Origin of the sequence: Pseudomonas urethralis, from assembly GCF_021602465.1 — a bacterium.
Taxonomy (GTDB): Bacteria; Pseudomonadota; Gammaproteobacteria; order Pseudomonadales; family Pseudomonadaceae; genus Aquipseudomonas; species Aquipseudomonas vlassakiae.
Genome location: NZ_BQIJ01000002.1, coordinates 103,300 through 122,937 on the forward strand (window position 1 = coordinate 103,300; position 19,638 = coordinate 122,937).

Here is a 19,638-nt window from a genome sequence, read left to right on the forward strand (position 1 = left end):
CCCGCGTACGGCGGGCTTGTTTTATATCGTAATTTTATTGATGAGATACAGATTTTGCTAAGCGTGCTTGATGATAGTATCTGTGTAGCATTCCCCACGCCAAAGCAGGAAGCGCCCAAGTTATCGACTTTGTTGCAGATACCGCTATAACGCTCGTTATTGATATGTAGAATAGTGATTCGGCAAAACCGCTTTTCCTGTTTTTTGCTATTATAAGAATTGATACAATTGCCGATATGGTTATTAGGGAGCAGTAAATTATGAAAGGGATAATTCCGAATGCTTGCCACATAGATAGAGCATTATGAATGTAGTAGCCAACGTCACCAAAGTCACGAACCTGGCCAAGGTAGTCACCTACAATTGGATTGTTGGATATACCTTCCCATCCAGCAACCATTAGAGAGTGTCTTTCTAATAGAGATGGATCAGAGGATATATCTGCACTATATCTAGATCCTAGCTCAAAGCCCCCAATTAGTGCAAAAGAGACGCACAGCAGCACCGCAAAAGAAATCGCAAATACAGAATAAATTCCGTAGGTAATTATTACGAAAAATGGCAAGACTGCTATTATCAGATACAGATCTGATCTTGAGCCTATGAAGTAAAGAATTGCGCGGTACGAAAGAAAATAAATAGACTTCAGTATTTTTGAATAAATAAATGGAATGAATATTAGTCCTGTATATAGTACAGATCTTGCTGCGCCTTGGTAATTTGCAAGATTTGACAAGTCTTCGTCGCTTGAAGTGAATTCAGTCGTTCCGCTATCCGGGGAGTAAAGTAGATAGGCCAAAGTGGCATAGGCTATTGTTAGTGCGAAAAATAGAATTCCGCCATATCTTGAGCCTCTAACTTCAAATCGTTGACCGAGCCCGTAGAATCCTATCATCCATATGATAATAGATACGCTCCATACCAGTCCTGAGCTTGTAATGTAGCTATTGCTAATAAGAGCGTGGTTTACGGCAACGGTTCCTGACATCAAGAGCACCAGAAGCCAGAACATTGAAGAAATTATAAATGATGATAGATCTGTGTGTACTGGTTTGGTTACTGCCCTGTAGGCATTGGATGCCTGAACAAAAACAACTGCTAGTATTAGAGATACCGTATACCATCCAATATAGGGTATATCGATAAACGATCTGAGTCCGTGATAAAGAAAATAGCCAGGAAAAATTATTAACACCAGAGTTTGAAATATGTTTCGTGTCATTTAATTCTCATGTCCTTCTGATCTTATCTGGCGGGAAGGCCTATCTAACCGGTGATTGTACTCGACCAGCCGTTCGCTGGCATGGCTTTCGAATGCCACGGCCCGAATCAGGTCGACGACCTGCAGCTGTCTGATATGCTGGATCTGTCCGACCCCGCCCGAGCCTGGGGGCTGATGGAGCACGAAAAGGCCTAGCATATCGGCCTGTTCACGTTCGACCCGACCTATACCGGCCATTCAACGCAGGGAGCGATACCTGTGGACAGTACTAACGGAAGAGCCAAACCTGGAGAGTTCTTGCCGGGGATCATCATGCCGTCAGAAATCCACGGCCTGCTGCGCAAGCGGGTGGCGGATATCGAGGTGAGTGACACCGCGGTCAATTGCCTGATTGCTCAGGCGCGGGCCGATAGCCTGGTAGAGGCGCTGGAGGTGTTGAAAGCGATTCCAGCCGCTGCGATCGAGAGGCTTTACATCATGATCGCGAGTTCAGCAGAGGCACGGCTGGCCGAGCTCGGCGCCCAGCCATGAGAAACACCGGCAGTGCCATACCGGAGTGCTGCCTTTTTCCTGTCGAAAAAATAGCCACTTATGTGGCTATCCCGTCCCCCTTGCTTAATTTTTGCTACAGCAAAAACACAGCATGCCTACAGGCCCCGTAAATACTGGGCCGATTCGATTAATCGACACGATCCATCATGGGAGCAACGCTGAAGCGTCTGGACGGCTCAGGGCGCGTGGCATCTGGCTTAGCGCCTGATTTTGCAGTGATTTCGTTCAACGTGTTTCGTACCGATTTTCGGGGGTTTTGGGGCGTTTTTACCAAGCGCTTGGTGCAATGTACCAATCGAATCAGGACGTGTACCAATTCTCATGGCAACGATCAGACCCCGCAAGAAGGCCGACGGCTTCATCAGCTACACAGCTCAGATCCGCATCAACCGCGATAAGGTGACAGTCTACCAAGAGAGCCAGACGTTCGCCCGCAAACAGGCGGCGGTGGCCTGGGCGAAGCGACGGGAAACCGAGTTGGCGGAACCTGGTGCAATCGAGCGGGCCAGCCGGGTAGGGCACACGGTCAAGCAGATGATCGACCGCTACCTTGTCGAGGCCGAGAAAGCCCGGCCGTTGGGCGAGACGAAGCGCCGCACGTTGAATGCCATCAAGAACAGCTACCTGGGGGAGAAGGTGGATTCTGACCTCACCCAGCAGGTGCTGGTGGACTATGCGCTGTGGCGCATGAGTCCTGAAGGTGGAGGCATTAAACCGCAGACGGCCGGCAATGACCTGGCGCACCTGGGGTCGGTGCTGTCCCTGGCCAGGGCCGCGTGGGGGTATGAGATTGACGCGCAAGCAATGCCAGATGCGCGTCTGGTACTGAAGAAGTTCGGCTACAAGCTGAAGAGCCGAGAGCGGGATCGGCGTCCTACGCTGGATGAGATCGATAAGGTGATGGGGCACTTCTTCGAGGCGCTGCAGCGGCGTCCGAGCGTCATCCACATGCCCAAGGTAGTAGCATTCGCGATTTTTTCGACCCGCCGAATGGACGAGATCACACGCATACGTTGGGAAGATCTGGATGAGCACCGGCAGGCAGTGAAGGTGCGGGACATGAAAAACCCTGGCCAGAAGATCGGCAACGATGTCTGGTGTTACTTGCCGGATGAAGCGTGGATCATCGTGCAGAGCATGCCCAGAGCGTGTCGCGAGATATTCCCGTACAACACGGATTCAATCGGCACAGCCTGGTCGAAGGCATGCAAGATGAAAGGGATAGAGGATCTGCACTTCCACGACTTGCGTCACGAAGGGGTGAGTCGGTTGTTTGAAATGGATTGGGACATACCGAGGGTCTCAAGCGTATCTGGTCACCGTGATTGGAACTCGCTGCGGCGGTATACCCATTTGCGTGGGCGAGGGGATGGGTATAAAGGCTGGAAGTGGCTGGACCAGATCATTCAGGCACCGGTTAAACTCGGCGCCCGGGTTGAGTAGGCGGGTGGGTAACGATGCTATCCCCTATCAGCGCTTACTCATGGTAGGCATCGGCATTGGGTCGATTGCCGTCAGTCGCGAACGGCTGCTTTCGATCCATAGCAGCCGTTCGTGGAAGGCAGCAAACGGCCAGGAACGGACACACCGCCCATCACTTTTTAGGCAGAAGATGCTGACAGGAAGGCAAACTCAAAGGATTACACTGGCCTAACAGTGTTCCAACGTCACATATGGAAATAGATCGGTGCACATTTATATTATCTACACTCGAACAGCCATGTTGGTCTCCAAACACCCTTTCCGAACATGGGGAGAAATCCAAAATCGGTACCCTGATTACATGACTTCGCTTGGCCCGTGGAAAGAAGATACGGTCATCGAATACCTCGCAGAAGAGTACCCAGAGCTATCGCCGCATCCACAAGATCAGATAGATGCGCTCTTGGCGGATGCTCAAATAGCAAGAGTGCTTACTTTTGCTCCCTACTCATCTTAAAGACTATTCTCAGAAGCTCACCTTAACGTCTGCTTCGGGTCGAGAACGGTCGCTCGCGAATGACCGCAAGCGACCCAAAGCAGACGCTGAGCTTACATTTGCCACAAGCTGTCACCAACAAGCGAATTGATGACTCACCCGCCTCATGAAACATGTCCTGGCGATGCGCGCAGATCATCTCTGCGTCAGAGGGGTCGACAGGCTGGCATTGCAGGGCGGAAAATGCTGCACATCCTTGTGATTCGATCATCGTTCGTCCAGTATCGGTGGCATCGACTCATAGACCGGCAGCATCTGGCACCATCAGGTGTAATGGCAATTACTCGCGCTGCGGGATGCACTGGAGTTCTGGGCAGCATTACCTGAGAGGTCGGCAGGTGATTGGCCCATGCACCTCAACCTGAAAGGTCAAGAGATGTCTGATTTTGCCGAGCTGATTGGCCATTGGTATGGCGCAGATGAACTTGAGTCAATTGACGCGATAGCGCGTCTGGTTCCGGCACTTGAGTTCGTTGCCATGACCGCGGCCCAGCAGGAGCATGCGCTTCCAGGCTGCCTGGCTTGTGAGGTGTGGAATACAAGGATGCGTCATGTGCAGGACGCGCTTCAGGACGTTGGCAATGCCTTGCCTGATTCGATTGCGGTGCCATTGAAGAGCGTATGGGCGCTCTACTCATCGATGGCAGACACCGACCTGCCTTGCCATGATCGATCGATCTTTCAACGGTGCCATTGGCAGCCGATGCGCGAGGTTGCCGCGCTGGCTTTGAGTGCGATGGGGTCTGCGGAAGTCAAGGCGTTATTGGCAGAGTTCTCCCGCTGAGGCGTTTGCAGTGCGGTCATTCGCTACATGCAAATGGCTCAGACAAGTGACAGGCGATACTAGGGCTTACAGCGGCGGATAAGCCACCAGTGAGTGTCTTCATTTTGGGCGGTTAACTGCCTTCACGAATGGCTGATCTGGAGCGAACGCTGTTCACGGATGGCTGCTATCGACCCGTAGCTGCCGGTGAGCCGGACAGTAATCTTTGTGGGAGCGGGCGCGCCCGCGAAGAATCCAACGCGGACTCTGGCACCGGCTGCGCCGGTGTTCGCGGGCACGCCCGCTCCCACAGAGTACGCGTCGCGCTCACGAAACCAGTTATTTTTCAGCGTCTGCTATGGGTCGGAAGCTGCCAGTAGTGACGGAGTGGGATTACATTTTTAAACATCGAGTCGTTTGACTTTAAGAGAGGGGTAGGCGATTGTGCGAATAGCAGTGGATGAACCCACTATGGAAATTTCCATCCGTTAAATAATATCTCCATCAACACAGTGGTATCTTCATGGCTAACCTGACCTATCGTCCAGCCAATCCGGATGACGCCTCCCTATGTATCAAAATCCGAGGTTTGACTCGAGAAAATTCCTTTTCTTCAGAAGAGTTGCATGCACTGGGCATTACTGCCGAGTCTTGGAGTGCGGGTATCCGAGACGGCGATTGTCCTGGTTTCGTAGCGTGTGATGACGGGCGGATGATCGGCTACTGCTTTGGAGATCGGAATACAGGAGAGATAGTTGTTCTCGCCCTGCTGCCTTCATATGAAGCACGGGGAATTGGTAAAACGCTACTCGCGATGATGGTTGACCAACTAAAAAATCAAGGCTTTAATCGCCTATTCTTGGCTTGTTCCAGCGATCCGAATGTTAGGTCATATGGTTTTTATCGAAATCTGGGATGGAGCCCAACAGGGGAGAGGGATGAATTTGGAGATGATATTCTTGAAATTAAGTTAAATGATTAATTTGGCTAACGAAAGTTGCCACTCTTGGTGAGGTGCGTTAGATTTGACTCCATTATAATGAATGGCGACTTTAAGCCAATAGCTGGCGAGGCGTGACATGACCCAGGCAGCTTCAGATGTGAGGCGGCTACCAGATATATGGTATACCCCCGCCACGACTACACGCTGCGCCGAATAGCCGGAATGTACAGTTTCATACGTGTTCCACTGCCAAGGTTGCTATAAACTCGAATAGTACCTCCGCTCTGCTTGGCGAATCCGTAAGCCTGGCTAAGACCAAGACCAGTACCTTTGCCGAAGGGTTTGGTGGTGAAAAAAGGCTCGAAGATTCTAGGCAAGTACTCTGGGTCAATGCCCATCCCCGTATCTTCCACCTCAAAACATACGAATTGGCCGTGCAGTTCCTCCACTCCATCATCTGTTTCAATCGCTTTCACCGTTATGCATATCCGGCCACTTCCTTGGATAGCGTCACGTGCGTTAAAGACTAGATTAAGAAGCACCATTTGCAGCTGGGAGGCATCCGCTTCAACCCAGGGGAGATCCCGCTCGCAATGTTCTTCAAGAACGATGTTGGAGGGTAAGGCATGCCGCACTAGACCGACCGTGGACTTTAGAAGCCGAGCTGGATCTTGGGGTGAAGCATTCAACTGCCGATTGCGGGCGAAGCTCAGAAGTCGATGTGTCAGTTCCGTGCCTCGCTCTCCCGCATCGAGAATCAGCCCGAGCATTCGCTTTATTCGTTCCGGGTCTTGGCTGGCCATTGCTAGGCTCGCCGAGTTTATGATGATGGAGAGTATGTTGTTAAAGTCATGGGCCAGTCCCCCTGTGAGCTGGCCAAGCGCTTCCAGCTTTTGAGCATGAAAAAGCTGCGCTCGGACCGCATCGAGCTGCAGCGCAGACTCTCGACGATCGGTAATGTCCCGCGTCACCTTAGCCAGGCCAACGATCTGGCCATCTTCGTCGCGTATAGCATCCAAGGCTGCCAACGCCCAAAATTGCGTACCATCCTTCCGTAACCGCCATCCCTCATCCTGCGCCACGCCATGCTCCAAGGCTCTGTTCACCAACTGCTCAGGCAGTCCCTGGGCTCGGTCCTGCGGCGTAAAGAAAATTGAGAAATGCTGACCAATGACTTCAGTTGCACGATAACCTTTGATCCTCTCTGCCCCGGCGTTCCAAGACACAATATGACCGGTGGGGTCGAGCATGTAGATGGCGTAATCCACAACCGATTGCACAAGCTGTTCATAGCGGCTTGCTGGCATGGATGTTCGTTGAGTTTCAACTTTAGAATTCATACAGCCTCATGCGAGATCCCGTAGGCTCTTTACAGGTAGCCAGCACCCGATGCTGACGCTAGAGCGGATAACTGACAAGCTAAGTGGCCATCGGTTCGATTTGCTCTCTTGCATTGTTCAGGTCATCTTCAATCTTGTACAAAATAAATTTCCTGCATAAGTTTCCATCACCTATTTTTTAGCAGTGGTTTTTAGCCTGGGAGCAAACTGCTCCCAGCTCAAGTTCCTTCCGACCAAAGGGTGGTGAGGAACTGCAAATCGTTCTCGGATGGCTTGATCTGACGACGGAGCTCATATGAGGAAGAATTTCAACTGCGTAACAGCATCTCCGCAGCCAAGTCTGCGCGATGCTTTAGAGGCGATCAGGGCTCATAGCGATGCCAGGTTAGGAATGGCACCTAGTGAAGAGATAGAACGATTACGACATCTTGCTGATCAACTGTATTTGATCGTTGTAGAAACTTATTCAGCGACTAAGATCAGCGCGGTCCACAATTGACGAACAAAAGGCTCGGCGCTCGGCTTAAAAGACGCCGGGCCTATAATATTGCTACCGTTGTCGCCAAAAATATACTGTATTGGTTATGACTCAGCTGTTTACAACATTCCGGCCGAGGGTGGATGGCTTGCGGTGCGCAAATCGTCGGATGTAGAAAGCCTTAATGAGTTCCAGTTAATGAATTGTCGGGCGAATCTTTTTGTGGGAAATGAGGATTTGGCAAACTACCTACACCGGTTTGTTGATATGTTTATACATCGTAGGCCTGCCGAAGGGCATGTGGTGAATTTTGCCATATTCGAAGGCGAAGGTGATGAAGAGTGCAAGCGATATCGAATTGTTTCTAAGTCGGAATTTGCAAAGGCGGAAGATGGCCTTATGCATGCCAAAACTATTTCAAATTCTCCTTCATCGTGGCCAAGTTTCTTGCTCCGCGGAATCAAAAGCTCCGCTTATTACAATGGGGCGGGATTAGGATACATACGGCAGATGCATGCAGAGCGTAGAGTAGGAGATATACCCTTCTTTAAGGTTAAACCATATAGTTAATTTAGGTTGCTTAGGCAGCGGGGGCTAGGTTGGTTTGGCTTTGGAGTAGGTTACGCGTGCCAAACGGTCTCTATGCGTTGGGGGACGTGAAAGCTACTGATTCTCAAGTAGCTAGTGTCTGGTGCTTGAGCTCATGCAGATGGAAAAGGGGTGGGTGGTAAAAAATGGTACAAGCGTTAAGTATGTGCTGCGTAAGCCAAGACATTAGAGGGCTGCGTAGAAACTACGCCTAATCCATCATCGGCGCAACGGAAAAACGCCGGGAAAGTGGGGCGGGTGTGGTAGAGATTGGGGACATTGTGGCTAGAGAGTCGGTGTGGCTGGGAGGTGGGGGAGTTTATCAGGAATGACCGTTTGGGCTCAGTGATATCCGCCGGGACAAGCCAATCCAAGGTGGGATTACGCAAGACAGCCATGAAACGGGCTGATAGCATCGGGCTATCAGTCAGAGTAAGGAAGGAACCCCATGCTGAAGAAAGTCGCGTCATCCATTCTTGTTGCCGGCGCCTTGCTTGCCTCCGCCCAAGGGGCTTGCGCCGAAGAAAAGCTGTTCAAGAACTACGTCTACCAAACCCCGCTCGCAAAATTCACAGAAGCTGCCGGTTACTACGACTGCTCCGAAGACGTCGGTGGGACCGCAAGGTGTATCGACGATGTCGATTTCCTGGAAGAGAAATTCACCGTCGCGCTGATCTTCTCCGGTGACAAGCTGATGATGGTTTCATTGATCAGCCCGTTTGATCAGAACGCGTATGTCAAAGCTATCGCAGGGCTTTCCAACTCATTCACGCTGGTTTCCATGAACGATGAAAAATCGATCCTGGATGTGTTTGATACCGCGAGAAAGTCGAGAAGCAAACAAGAACTGACGACGAAGATTTCCAATTTTGAGCAGGTCGCTCTGGCATCTGGGAGGCTGACATACACCTTTCTCGAAGGGCTGAGCCCTGAAGGGCAAACCAGTGCGGTGAGTGCGTTGGCTGCCGCGCCGGAAAATATCCGGTCCGCCGAGTTGGTGATGGCGGGGCAAGGTGCGGAGGCGGGGATGGTTATTCGGTTTACGTTTCCTCGGTTAGAGGCGAATAAGGTTCTGGCTGAGGCCAACAAGCCCGTTGAGTCGTTCTGAGGAAAGGCCGATGGCGTGATCTGAGGCCTCGCCATCGGCCTTCAGAACGGGGGATACCCGTCCGCTCGTTACTGCGGGGAATTGGCCGCAGTCTGTTGAGCCTGCTCCGCCGTGTCCTGCGGCAGCTGGTCGAACTCATGCAACCCATCCTTGCGGTACGGGTCGCCAATCCAGCGCGGCATTGGCGTGAACTGCGTGCTCACCAGGCTCTTGGCCGGCTCGTACCGGTCGTAGCTCAACCCTGCCAGGTCCGACAGCGTATGAATCAGGTGCGAGCTGCTGTAGGCGCGGTTGGCCATCGACTCCAGGTCACGCGGGTGCTCGGCCTGCCAGCTCGGTGAGGTCCACAGCAGGAACGGCACGGTGTACATCGGCCGGGTCGGCGCGCCTTCGTTGCGGCCCAGGCGGTCGTGGTTGCCGGAGCTGTAGACGTCTTCGCCGTGGTCGGACAGGTACAGCAAGAAGCCGTTGGGCGTGGTTGCCGAATACTGCTTGATCAGGCTCGACACTACGAAATCGTTGTAGCGCACGGCATTGTCATAGAAGTTGTAGGTTTCCACCTGGTCATCGGTCAGTGCAGCCGGCGCACCTTTGCGATCGGTGAAGTGCTGGTAGGCATCCGGGTACCGGTAGCGGTAATCCATGTGCGTGCCCAGCAGGTGGACGATGATGAACTTCTTCGGCGCCGGGTCTTTCAGGGCCTTATCGAACGGTGGCAGCACCACTTCGTCGTACTGGCTGGCGTTCTGGTTGCGCTGGTTGTTCAGGTACACCTGCTCGTCCGTCTGTTGCGAGAACGTGGTGAGCATGGTGTTGCGCTTGGTCATGGTCTGCTGGTTGGTGATCCAGAAGGTCTTGTAGCCTGCCTGTTTCATCAGGTTGATCAGCGACGGGTCGGTGAGGAAGCGGTCCGGGTGTTCCTCGTCACCAAAGGTGAGGATTTGCTGCATCACCTCGATGGTGTAGGGGCGCGGGGTCACCACGTTGCGGAATACGGTCAGGCTCTTGTCGGCGGCCAGGGCATCCAGGTTGGGGGTGGTATCGCGGTTGTAGCCGTACAGGTGCATGTGCTCGCGGGTGGTCGACTCGCCAAGTACCAGCACCAGGGTGCGCGGGGCGTCGCCGCTGCTGTCCTGCAGGTTCTGCAGGGGCGGCAGGGCGGCGTTCTGGGCCAGCAGTTTCTGCATGTTGTTCAGCTGCTGCAGGTACTGGCGGTAACCGACCACCAGCTGCCAGGGCACGGCAGGCTCCATGCGTTGCTGCACTTTCTCCACGGCGTCGGCGAAATTGCGTTCCTGGGTGACCATCTGCTTGTAGAACGGCAGCACCAGGTTGGCGACCAGCAACAGCACCACCACCGGGATGCGGCTGCGCAGGCGCAGGGTGACCGGGCGCACGCGGGTCCACAGCAGCACGGCGCCCACAGTGTAGGCCAGCAGGCCGAGCATCAGGCCAATGCTGAAGTACTGGCTGAAGTATTCGCCTGCTTCGGCGGTGTTCGACTCGAACATCACGAAGATGACGCTTTGCGAGAATTCCTGGTGGTAGATGCCGAAGTAGCTCAAACCCACCAGCGAGGCGGCCCACAACACCACGCCGATCACGGCGGCGAGGGGGCGGGTGAGGCGTGGCAGCAGCAGCACCGGGACGAACCACAGGGTGCTGAGGAACAGGGCATCGCGGAAACCAGCGAAACCGGTGGTACCGCTGAACAGCAGCAACGCCTGGGTGACGCCGGAGAAATACCAGAAGAACAGCAGGAGCCAGCCCAGGCCGGCCCAGTCCACGCGCTTGGGCGTGGATGGGGATGCGGTGTTTGCCACGTGTGCCTCGTAACCATGGCGGCAGCCAGAAAAGGGGGCTGCCGGGAAGGCAGAGACGCTAGAGGGCCGATCGTGAAAATTACGTTAACGGAGTATGGAAAAAGTCTTAACGAATCATTGCCCAAGACCCACGCCCACCGGGATCTTGAATGGTCCGAATCGCTGTGCAAGGCTCAGGGCGTTGTCGCTTGGGCTGCGCAGCACGCTGGGGCATTGCCGGCAAGCCGGCGCTGAGGCCAGCAGTAACATCACATTTCCAGCGAAAAGAATGCTCACACCGTCAGTATTGGCCCAGGTGTTGAAACCCGTTAAGGTGTCGCCCCCAGCAAGGAACGCCGCGACCCCAGGGAGTAATTGATGTCGCTTCTCAATCGGGCCAGCCCGCCTTTCGACCTGCGTTTGGGCAGTACTTTCACGCCTGCTCCAACGCTCGAGCCGTTGCTCGACGGTTACTCTGAACTTCAGCTCCCCGGCCCGGAAACGGTGTGGGCCTGCGGCGAGGTCGACCTTGGCCAGTCCGTACGCCTTTTGCGTTATTACCTGGACGACGAAGATTACTGGCTGCAAGTGCTGATGCACGGCAGCCAGCCGGGCGATACCGTGCTGTTCGGCTACCACAGCGCCATTGCCGTGCGCGACGATGCGCACCGGCAGGCGCTGGTTGGCTGCCTGTCCAAGGTCGGCCTGCCGATCTACACGCACGAAGGCTGCCTCTACTCCCGCCAATGGGGCCAGGCTCAAGGGCAGGCTGAACTGGTCCCGTTCCATGAGCAGGTGGTCAGCCCGCAAGCGCGCTATGGCGTCCAGCACCTGTCGATGCTTTATGCCCGCGACACGGGCCTGCTCGACCGTCGCGAATTTCTGCTGTTTTCCCTCGAAGAAGAGGAGCACGGTGCGCTCACCTTCACCACCTCGCTGGGTGTCACCCTGTTCCCCACGGACTTCAACGTAACCTGACAAGGATTCACCATGCTCGACGCGCTTCGCCTGTCACTCAATGCTTCGGCGGTGACCGGTTTCATCCTCTATATCAGCGTGGCACTGCTGCTGTTCTGGCTGTTCCAGTTCATCTACACGCGCATTACGCCCCACCGCGAGTTCTCGCTGATCCGCGAAAACAATCCGGCGGCGGCCATCGCCCTCGGGGGCTCGCTGATCGGTTTCTCGCTGCCAGCCAGCAACATCATCGCCTACAGCGTGAGCATTCTTGATTTCGTCGCCTGGGTGGTGATCGCAGCCGTGGTGCAGTTGCTCGCCTTCGGCCTCACCAGCCTGGTACTGCGCGACCTGTCCAGGCGCATCGCCAAGGGTGAACTGGCTGCGGCCATATACGCGGCCAGCGTGGCAATCAGCGTGGGCTTCCTCAACTCGGCCTGCATGACGCCGGCGGCCTGACATGCAAGGAGCCCCCATGAAGCCCCCTGTTCGACGCAGCTCCGTCAAGCTGGTGCTGGCCGGTTCGCTGCCACTGGCGCTGACCGCTTGCGGCCCGCAGGAAGAGCTGTACACGGTCACCCAGCAAAGCAATTACGACAGCGTTGCCGCCTGCGTCGCCGACCAGGTGCCAGAACCCGCCTGCAACGACGCCTTCAAGCGGGCGCTGGCGGATTACCAGCGCAATGCACCGACATTTTTCACCAAAGCGGAGTGCGAGGCGCAGTTCACCCCGGACGGTTGCCAGATCACCGTTGGTGGGCGCTACATGCCGCGCATGAGTGGCTTCGAACTGCAGACCAGCGCTGAGGTGACGCAGTCTCAGCTCGATGCGGGCTATGCCCAGGGCGGTGGCTATGGCCATGTGGCCACCGCCGCAGTGGCTGGCATGCTGCTTGCGCAGATGGGCAACAGCGCCGGCCGTCACTACAACGCGCAACCGTTGTATGCCTACCGCGACGGTACAGGCCAGCGGCACGGCTTGCTTGGCCAGCGTTACGGTGCCACGGGTGGCGGTATTCAGCGGGTGAAGCAGGACGAAGAGAGCAACAGCTCATCGAGTGGCGGAGGGGGTGGCGGCTACGGCGGCTCAAGCCGCAACGAGTCGCGTTCGGCGACTTCCGCCTCGGTCACGCGTGGTGGCTTTGGCAGCCAGGCCACTGCACGCAGTGGTTGGGGCGGCAGATCCGGCAGTTTCTTCGGGGGCTAGGCATGCGCAAGGTCGAACTGGCGGAGCGTCCCGACTGGCGCACGACAGCCCTGCGCGAGGGCTTTGCCTTTCACACGATCGACGGTGAGCGCTACTGGGATGAACGTGGGTACTACCAGTTCAGTGAGGCCCAGGTGATGCATGACCTGCACGCCCCGACCGCAGAACTGCACGCGATGTGCCTGGACGCGGTAGGGCGTATCGTCGAAAGCGAAGCGCTGATGGCGCGCCTGGCGATCCCGCCAGCCTTCTTCGACCTGGTACGCCGCTCATGGCTGGAGGGGCAGGCGCACCTCTACGGGCGCTTCGACTTCAGCTACGACGGCAAAGGCCCGGCGAAGTTGATCGAGGCCAATTACGACACGCCCACCTCGCTGTACGAAGCCGCAGCGTTCCAGTTGATCTGGCTGGAGGAGCAGATTCAGCGGGGTGTTCTGCCCGCAGAGGCGAGCCAGTTCAATACCCTGGCCGAAGACTTGGTCCAGGCATTTGCAGCGATGCCTGGGCAGGGAGATTTTTATTTTTCGACCATCTCCGGTTCGCTGGAGGACCGTGGTACCACCGACTTCCTGCGCAAGATGGCCGAGCATGCAGGCATCCGTACCCGGCATATCGACCTGGAAGACATCGGCCTGGACGGCGAGGGCCGTTTCGTCGACCTGCAGGGGCGGGCGATTGCACGGCTGTTCAAGCTGCATGCCTGGGAGCACATGTTCCACGAGGACTTCGGCCAGGCGATTGCCGGGTGCGACACGCAGTTCGTCGAGCCGCCCTGGAAGGCGTTGATTTCCAACAAAGGCATTCTGCCGTTGCTTTGGCAATGGCATGAAGGCCATCCGAACCTGCTCCCGGCGTTTGTCGATCACAGCCCGCACTTGCCGGTGCCCAAGGGCTGGGTCCGCAAGCCGTATTTCTCGCGGGAAGGGGCCAACGTGGATATCCGCACTGCCGAGGGGGAGCGGGTTTTCGAAGACGGGCCATATGATGATGCGCCTTACATCCTGCAGGGTTTTGCGCCGCTGCCGAAGTTTGGCGACAGCTATACCCTGATCGGGTCCTGGGTGGTTGGGGGCAGGGCTTCGGGGATCGGCATCCGCGAGGATGATTCGTTGATTACCAAGGACAGTTCACGGTTCTTGCCTCATGTGGTGCTTGGCTGAGAGGCCAGCAAACACCTGCAAGAATCCTGAGGTCGGTTTCAGGATGCGCCTGGTCGCTCGCACGCAACCTAACGGCGTCACAACTGCCATGCTTGTGGGATGCCCATGAGCCCAGTGCGCGCAGACGCACGGCCATCGGCAAGGAGGCCACCGCGCCCACGCCACCGTGACGTGGCCGGTGTGCCGCAGCAGAACACGCCGGATACCTGCCCTCCACAATAATTCAGGCAGGGTCCGTGATGCCGAGGTCCGCTGTATGCCTGATGAACTGCTTCACCTGCCGGTAATCCAGAACATCCTGACCCGCGAGAAGGACGCTCCCGGCGCGCTGTTGCCGATCCTTCACGCTCTCCAGGACGCTGTCGGTTTCATCCCCGAAGCTGCTGTTCCTGAAATCGCCCATGCCCTTAACCTCAGCCTCGCCGAGGTGCGCGGGGTGATCAGTTTCTATCACGACTTCCGCACCTCACCGCCTGCCCGTCACACCTTGCGCCTGTGCCGCGCCGAATCGTGCCAGAGCCGAGGCAGCGAAGCCCTGGCTGCGCAACTGCGTGAACACCTGGCGCTGGATGACCATGGCACCAGCGCCGACGGTGCCATCAGCCTGCGCCCGGTGTACTGCCTGGGCGCTTGTGCCTGTTCGCCGGCGCTGGAGCTGGATGGCCAGGTACATGCGCGGCTTACCCCTGAGCGCCTGCGGGCGTTGGTGAACGGTTGCCTGGAGGGTGAAACATGCTGAAGTTGTTCATTCCCTGTGACTCGGTCGCCCGCGCAGTCGGTGCCGATCAGCTCGCCGATGCAATACAGGCCGAGGCCGCGCGTCGCCAACTGCCCGTCGATGTTCAACGCACCAGTTCGCGTGGCCTGTATTGGCTGGAGCCGCTGCTGGAGTGCGAAAGCAGCGAAGGGCGCCAGGGCTTCGGCCCGGTCAGCCCGGCAGACGTGCCGTCGCTGCTTGACGCCCTGACGGGTGAACCCCCGGGGCATTCGCTGGCGCTGGGCCCGGTCGAAGCAATCCCCTACCTGAAAACCCAGCAACGCCTGCTGTTCGCCCGCGCTGGCATCACCCGCCCGTTGTCGCTGGATGACTACCGTGCCCATGGCGGGTTCAAGGGCCTGGAAAAGGCGGTGGCGATGGACGGCGCCGCCGTGGTCGCTACGGTGCTCGACTCCGGCCTGCGCGGCCGTGGCGGCGCGGCGTTTCCGGCCGGCATCAAGTGGCGCACCGTGCGTGACGCCAGTGCAGCGCAAAAGTACGTGGTGTGTAACGCCGATGAAGGCGATTCTGGCACCTTCGCTGACCGCATGCTGATGGAGGGCGACCCCTTCCTGCTGATTGAAGGCATGATCATCGCCGGTCTCGCTGTCGGGGCCGACAAAGGCTACATCTATGTGCGCTCGGAGTACCCCGACGCCATCCGCGTGCTCAACCAGGCCTTCGCCATCGCCCGCGGCGCCGGTTACCTGGGCAGCGACGTGGCCGGCAGCGGCCAGGCCTTCGACCTGGAAGTACGGGTGGGGGCCGGTGCCTATATCTGCGGCGAGGAAACCGCGCTGCTCGAATCCATCGAAGGCAAACGCGGCATCGTCCGCGCCAAGCCGCCGCTGCCCGCGCTCGAAGGCCTGTTCGGCCTGCCGACCCTGGTGCACAATGTGCTTACCCTGGCCTCGGTACCGACCATCCTCGCCGAGGGCGCGGCGTTCTACCGCGATTTCGGCATGGGCCGCTCGCTGGGCACCATGCCGTTCCAGCTGGCCGGCAACATCCGCCACGGTGGCCTGGTGGAGCGCGCTTTCGGCCTGACCCTGCGCGAACTGGTGGAAGGCTACGGCGGCGGCACCGCCAGCGGTCGGCCGCTCAAGGCCGCCCAGGTCGGCGGCCCGCTCGGCGCTTGGGTACCGCCCAGCCACTTCGATACGCCGCTGGACTACGAGGCCTTCGCCGCCATGGGCGCGATGCTCGGCCATGGTGGCGTGGTGGTGGCCGACGATACCCTGAACATGGCCAGCATGGCGCGCTTCGCCCTGCAGTTCTGCGCCGAGGAATCCTGCGGCAAATGCACCCCGTGCCGGATCGGCTCGACCCGTGGCATGGAGGTGGTCGACCGGCTGATTGCGAGCCGCGACTTCACCGAGCGCCATGACCAGGCGCTGCTGCTGCGCGACCTCTGCGACACCCTGCAGTACGGCTCGCTGTGCGCCATGGGCGGCATGACCGCCTACCCGGTGGCCAGCGCCCTCAAGTACTTCCCCGCCGATTTCGGGCTGACCACCACGGAGGCCGCACAGTGATCAACTATTTCGATCCAGAGACCGACCTGGGCACGCCGGCCCGTGACAGCGACGTGCAGGTCAGCCTGCATATCGATGGCCGCAGCATCAGCGTGCCGGCCGGCACCTCGGTGATGCGCGCCGCCGCCCTGCTTGGCACCAGCATCCCCAAGCTGTGCGCCACCGACAGCCTCGAAGCCTTCGGCTCGTGCCGCATGTGTATGGTGGAAATCGACGGCATGCGTGGCTACCCGGCCTCGTGCACCACGCCGGTCAGCGAGGGCATGGTCGTGCGCACACAAACCCCGCGCCTGGCCGACCTGCGCCGCAACGTGATGGAGCTGTACATCTCCGACCACCCGCTGGATTGCCTGACCTGCTCGGCCAACGGCAACTGCGAACTGCAGACCGTTGCCGGCCAGGTCGGCCTGCGCGAGGTGCGCTACGGCTATGACGGCGCCAACCACCTGGCGGAGAAGAAGGACACCTCCAACCCGTATTTCGACTACGAGCCCAGCAAATGCATCGTCTGCAGCCGCTGCGTGCGTGCCTGCGAAGACATCCAGGGCACCTTCGCCCTGACCATCACCGGGCGCGGTTTCGAGTCGCGGGTAGCGGCAGCCGGTGGCGACAACTTCCTGGCCTCCGAATGCGTGTCGTGTGGCGCCTGCGTGCAGGCCTGCCCGACGGCGACCCTCACCGAGAAGAGCCTGGTCCAGCTTGGCCAGCCCGAGCGTGCGGTGATCACCACCTGCGCCTATTGCGGCGTGGGCTGCTCGTTCCGCGCCGAGATGAAGGGCGACCAGCTGGTGCGTATGGTCCCGGACAAGAATGGCGGCGCCAACCACGGCCACGCCTGCGTCAAGGGGCGCTTCGCCTGGGGCTATGCCACCCACCCCGATCGCATCACCAAGCCGATGATCCGCAAGCGCCTGGAAGACCCGTGGCAGGAAGTCAGCTGGGACGAGGCGGTGACCTACGCCGCTAGCGAGTTCCGCCGCATCCAGCTCAAGTACGGGCGCGATTCCATCGGCGGCATCACCTCCAGCCGCTGCACCAACGAAGAAGCCTACCTGGTGCAAAAGCTGGTGCGCACGGCGTTCGGCAACAACAACGTGGACACCTGCGCCCGGGTTTGCCATTCGCCGACCGGCTATGGCCTGAAGCAGACCCTGGGTGAGTCGGCTGGCACCCAGAGCTTCGATTCAGTGATGCAGGCCGATGTGATCCTGGTGATCGGCGCCAACCCAACCGACGCCCACCCGGTATTTGGCTCGCAGCTCAAGCGCCGCCTGCGCCAAGGCGCACGGCTGATCGTCATCGACCCACGGCGCATCGACCTGGTCGACTCGCCCCACGCCCGTGCCGAACTGCACCTGCAGCTGCGCCCCGGTACCAACGTGGCCATGCTCAATGCCCTGGCCCATGTGATCGTCAGCGAGGGGCTGCTGGCCCAGCCGTTCATCGACGCCCGCTGCGAAACCGAGGACTTTGCCCGCTGGCGTGACTTCGTCAGCCTGCCTGAAAACGCCCCGGAAACCCTGGGCCCCGTATGTGGCGTGCCCGCCGAGCAGATCCGCCGCGCCGCCCGGTTGTACGCCACCGGTGGCAACGCGGCGATCTACTACGGCCTGGGGGTGACCGAACACAGCCAGGGCAGCACCGCAGTCATGGGCATCGCCAACCTGGCCATGGCCACTGGTAACATCGGCCGCGAAGGGGTAGGGGTGAACCCGCTGCGTGGGCAGAACAACGTGCAGGGCTCTTGCGACATGGGGTCGTTCCCCCATGAGCTGCCGGGCTACCGGCATATCTCCAACGAGGAGGTGCGGGCCGAGTTCGAGCAGGCGTGGGGCGTGACCTTGCAGCCCGATCCGGGCCTGCGTATCCCCAACATGTTCGAAGCCGCGCTCGATGGCAGTTTCAAGGCGCTGTACTGCCAGGGCGAGGACATCGCCCAGAGCGATCCCAACACCCAGCATGTCACCGCCGCCCTGCGCGCCATGGAATGTGTGGTGGTGCAGGACATCTTCCTCAACGAGACGGCCAAGTTCGCCCATGTGTTCCTGCCGGGCAGCTCGTTCCTCGAGAAGGACGGCACCTTCACCAACGCCGAGCGGCGCATCTCGCGGGTGCGCAAGGTCATGGAACCGCTCGCCGGCAAGGCCGACTGGGAGGCTACCGTGGCCTTGGCCAATGCCCTGGGCTACCCGATGGACTACCGCCACCCGTCCGAGATCATGGACGAGATCGCCCGCCTGACCCCGAGCTTCCACCGCGTCAGTTATGCCGAGATCGACCGCCACGGCAGCCTGCAATGGCCGTGCAACGACGCCGCCCCGGACGGCACCCCGACCATGCACATCGAGCAGTTCGTGCGCGGCAAGGGGCGCTTCATGCTTACCGGTTATGTGCCCACCGACGAGAGGGTCAACAGCCGTTACCCGTTGCTGCTGACCACCGGGCGCATCCTCAGCCAGTACAACGTCGGCGCGCAGACCCGACGCACCAGCAACACCGCGTGGCACGATGCCGACCGGCTGGAGATCCACCCCGACGACGCTGAAAGCCGCGGCATCCATGACGGCGATTGGGTCGGTATCGGCAGCCGTGCAGGGCAGACTGTGCTGCGTGCCAAGGTCAGCACGCGGGTAGCCTCAGGGGTGGTGTACACCACCTTCCATTTCCCCGAGTCCGGTGCCAACGTGATCACCACCGACAACTCCGACTGGGCCACCAACTGCCCGGAATACAAGGTCACGGCGGTGGAGGTGGTGAAGGTGTTCCAGCCGTCGGAATGGCAGAAGCGCTATCAGGACTTCAGTGACGAACAGCGGCGTCTGCTCAAGGAGCGCCGCACTGCGGAAAAAGCCGAGGTGCGCCGATGAGCAGTGAAAATCTGGTCAAGATGGCCAACCAGATTGCCCACTACTTCGACAGCGAGCCAAACCGGGCGCAGGCGGTGCAGGGCGTGAGGCAGCACCTGAACAGCTTCTGGACCCCGGCGATGCGCCGGCAGCTGGGGGAGTGGATTGCTGATCATGGGCAGGAAGGGCTGGATGCCAAGGTGGTGGAGGCCCTGGCCTAGCGCTTGCTTGTACCGGCCCTTTCGCGGGTGAACCCGCTCCCACAAGGTACTGCACTGGTTTCAGACCTTGTGCACACCCCTGTGGGAGCGGGTTTACCCGCGAAGAGGCCGGAACAGGAAAAATGAAATGTCCGTCATTTATGCAAGACGAATCCCAGCGCAATGCTACGCTCGCGGAAAC

At 58.4% G+C, this 19,638-nt stretch carries 17 protein-coding genes; 14 read left to right on the forward strand and 3 right to left on the reverse strand.

Features of this window, described 5'->3' with window-relative positions; genetic code table 11:
* Positions 1–34 precede the first annotated feature (34 nt).
* Complete coding sequence (locus tag L6D64_RS03280; RefSeq protein ID WP_176506170.1) at positions 35–1,222, reverse strand: hypothetical protein; 1,188 nt, start codon at positions 1,220–1,222, stop codon at positions 35–37.
* Between the two features lie 51 nt (positions 1,223–1,273).
* On the opposite strand from L6D64_RS03280, the gene L6D64_RS03285 reads away from it, so the two are divergent.
* From L6D64_RS03285 to L6D64_RS03305, 5 genes are all read left to right on the forward strand, one after another.
* Positions 1,274–1,417 (forward strand): hypothetical protein, encoded by a 144-nt coding sequence (locus L6D64_RS03285; protein ID WP_158238184.1) that lies wholly within the window; start codon positions 1,274–1,276, stop codon positions 1,415–1,417.
* 102 nt (positions 1,418–1,519) lie between these two features.
* Positions 1,520–1,753: a hypothetical protein gene (locus L6D64_RS03290; RefSeq protein WP_236192329.1), complete on the forward strand. Its 234-nt coding sequence runs from the start codon at positions 1,520–1,522 to the stop codon at positions 1,751–1,753.
* A 342-nt stretch (positions 1,754–2,095) separates the two neighbouring features.
* A complete protein-coding gene (locus L6D64_RS03295; RefSeq protein ID WP_176506171.1) occupies positions 2,096–3,217 on the forward strand; it encodes a site-specific integrase in 1,122 nt (373 codons plus the stop codon).
* A gap of 884 nt (positions 3,218–4,101) precedes the next feature.
* Positions 4,102–4,536: a hypothetical protein gene (locus L6D64_RS03300; RefSeq protein ID WP_176506172.1), complete on the forward strand. Its 435-nt coding sequence runs from the start codon at positions 4,102–4,104 to the stop codon at positions 4,534–4,536.
* A 502-nt stretch (positions 4,537–5,038) separates the two neighbouring features.
* Positions 5,039–5,497 (forward strand): GNAT family N-acetyltransferase, encoded by a 459-nt coding sequence (locus L6D64_RS03305; RefSeq protein WP_176506173.1) that lies wholly within the window; start codon positions 5,039–5,041, stop codon positions 5,495–5,497.
* A gap of 158 nt (positions 5,498–5,655) precedes the next feature.
* Here the strand turns inward: L6D64_RS03305 and L6D64_RS03310 are convergent, their stop codons facing one another.
* A complete protein-coding gene (locus tag L6D64_RS03310) occupies positions 5,656–6,765 on the reverse strand; it encodes a two-component system sensor histidine kinase NtrB (protein WP_176506197.1) in 1,110 nt (369 codons plus the stop codon).
* A gap of 1,547 nt (positions 6,766–8,312) precedes the next feature.
* Between L6D64_RS03310 and L6D64_RS03315 the strand changes: the two genes are divergently transcribed.
* Entirely contained in the window at positions 8,313–8,972 is a 660-nt protein-coding gene (locus L6D64_RS03315; protein ID WP_176506174.1) for a hypothetical protein, read from the forward strand.
* 68 nt (positions 8,973–9,040) lie between these two features.
* On the opposite strand, the gene L6D64_RS03320 is transcribed toward L6D64_RS03315, so the two are convergent.
* Positions 9,041–10,795: a phosphoethanolamine transferase CptA gene (locus tag L6D64_RS03320; protein WP_176506175.1), complete on the reverse strand. Its 1,755-nt coding sequence runs from the start codon at positions 10,793–10,795 to the stop codon at positions 9,041–9,043.
* A 357-nt stretch (positions 10,796–11,152) separates the two neighbouring features.
* Between L6D64_RS03320 and L6D64_RS03325 the strand changes: the two genes are divergently transcribed.
* From L6D64_RS03325 to L6D64_RS03360, 8 genes are all read left to right on the forward strand, one after another.
* On the forward strand, positions 11,153–11,752 hold the full coding sequence (locus L6D64_RS03325) for a DUF2491 family protein (RefSeq protein WP_176506176.1): 600 nt from the start codon (positions 11,153–11,155) through the stop codon (positions 11,750–11,752).
* A 12-nt stretch (positions 11,753–11,764) separates the two neighbouring features.
* A complete protein-coding gene (locus tag L6D64_RS03330) occupies positions 11,765–12,190 on the forward strand; it encodes a DUF350 domain-containing protein (protein ID WP_054883523.1) in 426 nt (141 codons plus the stop codon).
* Positions 12,191–12,206: 16 nt separating this feature from the next.
* Positions 12,207–12,938: a DUF1190 domain-containing protein gene (locus tag L6D64_RS03335; RefSeq protein WP_176506177.1), complete on the forward strand. Its 732-nt coding sequence runs from the start codon at positions 12,207–12,209 to the stop codon at positions 12,936–12,938.
* A 2-nt stretch (positions 12,939–12,940) separates the two neighbouring features.
* Positions 12,941–14,098 (forward strand): glutathionylspermidine synthase family protein, encoded by a 1,158-nt coding sequence (locus L6D64_RS03340; RefSeq protein WP_176506178.1) that lies wholly within the window; start codon positions 12,941–12,943, stop codon positions 14,096–14,098.
* A 256-nt stretch (positions 14,099–14,354) separates the two neighbouring features.
* Positions 14,355–14,837: a formate dehydrogenase subunit gamma gene (locus tag L6D64_RS03345; protein ID WP_176506179.1), complete on the forward strand. Its 483-nt coding sequence runs from the start codon at positions 14,355–14,357 to the stop codon at positions 14,835–14,837.
* The gene (locus tag L6D64_RS03350; RefSeq protein ID WP_176506180.1) at positions 14,831–16,390 is read left to right on the forward strand and encodes a formate dehydrogenase beta subunit; all 1,560 of its coding nucleotides are present in this window, start codon (positions 14,831–14,833) and stop codon (positions 16,388–16,390) included. The genes L6D64_RS03345 and L6D64_RS03350 overlap by 7 nt, the downstream gene beginning before the upstream one ends.
* Positions 16,387–19,257 (forward strand): formate dehydrogenase subunit alpha, encoded by a 2,871-nt coding sequence (gene fdhF, locus L6D64_RS03355; protein ID WP_176506181.1) that lies wholly within the window; start codon positions 16,387–16,389, stop codon positions 19,255–19,257. The genes L6D64_RS03350 and fdhF overlap by 4 nt, the downstream gene beginning before the upstream one ends.
* Positions 19,254–19,457 (forward strand): formate dehydrogenase subunit delta, encoded by a 204-nt coding sequence (locus tag L6D64_RS03360; RefSeq protein ID WP_176506182.1) that lies wholly within the window; start codon positions 19,254–19,256, stop codon positions 19,455–19,457. Before fdhF ends, L6D64_RS03360 begins: the two co-directional genes overlap by 4 nt.
* The last annotated feature ends 181 nt before the right edge of the window (positions 19,458–19,638 follow it).

Coding starts and splice junctions, on each gene's coding strand:
- L6D64_RS03280 (WP_176506170.1), bottom strand. CDS start 1,222: ATGACACGAAACATATTTCAAACTCTGGTGTTAATAATTTTTCCTGGC.
- L6D64_RS03295 (WP_176506171.1), top strand. CDS start 2,096: ATGGCAACGATCAGACCCCGCAAGAAGGCCGACGGCTTCATCAGCTAC.
- L6D64_RS03300 (WP_176506172.1), top strand. CDS start 4,102: ATGCACCTCAACCTGAAAGGTCAAGAGATGTCTGATTTTGCCGAGCTG.
- L6D64_RS03305 (WP_176506173.1), top strand. CDS start 5,039: ATGGCTAACCTGACCTATCGTCCAGCCAATCCGGATGACGCCTCCCTA.
- L6D64_RS03310 (WP_176506197.1), bottom strand. CDS start 6,765: ATGCCAGCAAGCCGCTATGAACAGCTTGTGCAATCGGTTGTGGATTAC.
- L6D64_RS03315 (WP_176506174.1), top strand. CDS start 8,313: ATGCTGAAGAAAGTCGCGTCATCCATTCTTGTTGCCGGCGCCTTGCTT.
- L6D64_RS03325 (WP_176506176.1), top strand. CDS start 11,153: ATGTCGCTTCTCAATCGGGCCAGCCCGCCTTTCGACCTGCGTTTGGGC.
- L6D64_RS03330 (WP_054883523.1), top strand. CDS start 11,765: ATGCTCGACGCGCTTCGCCTGTCACTCAATGCTTCGGCGGTGACCGGT.
- L6D64_RS03335 (WP_176506177.1), top strand. CDS start 12,207: ATGAAGCCCCCTGTTCGACGCAGCTCCGTCAAGCTGGTGCTGGCCGGT.
- L6D64_RS03340 (WP_176506178.1), top strand. CDS start 12,941: ATGCGCAAGGTCGAACTGGCGGAGCGTCCCGACTGGCGCACGACAGCC.
- L6D64_RS03345 (WP_176506179.1), top strand. CDS start 14,355: ATGCCTGATGAACTGCTTCACCTGCCGGTAATCCAGAACATCCTGACC.
- L6D64_RS03350 (WP_176506180.1), top strand. CDS start 14,831: ATGCTGAAGTTGTTCATTCCCTGTGACTCGGTCGCCCGCGCAGTCGGT.
- L6D64_RS03360 (WP_176506182.1), top strand. CDS start 19,254: ATGAGCAGTGAAAATCTGGTCAAGATGGCCAACCAGATTGCCCACTAC.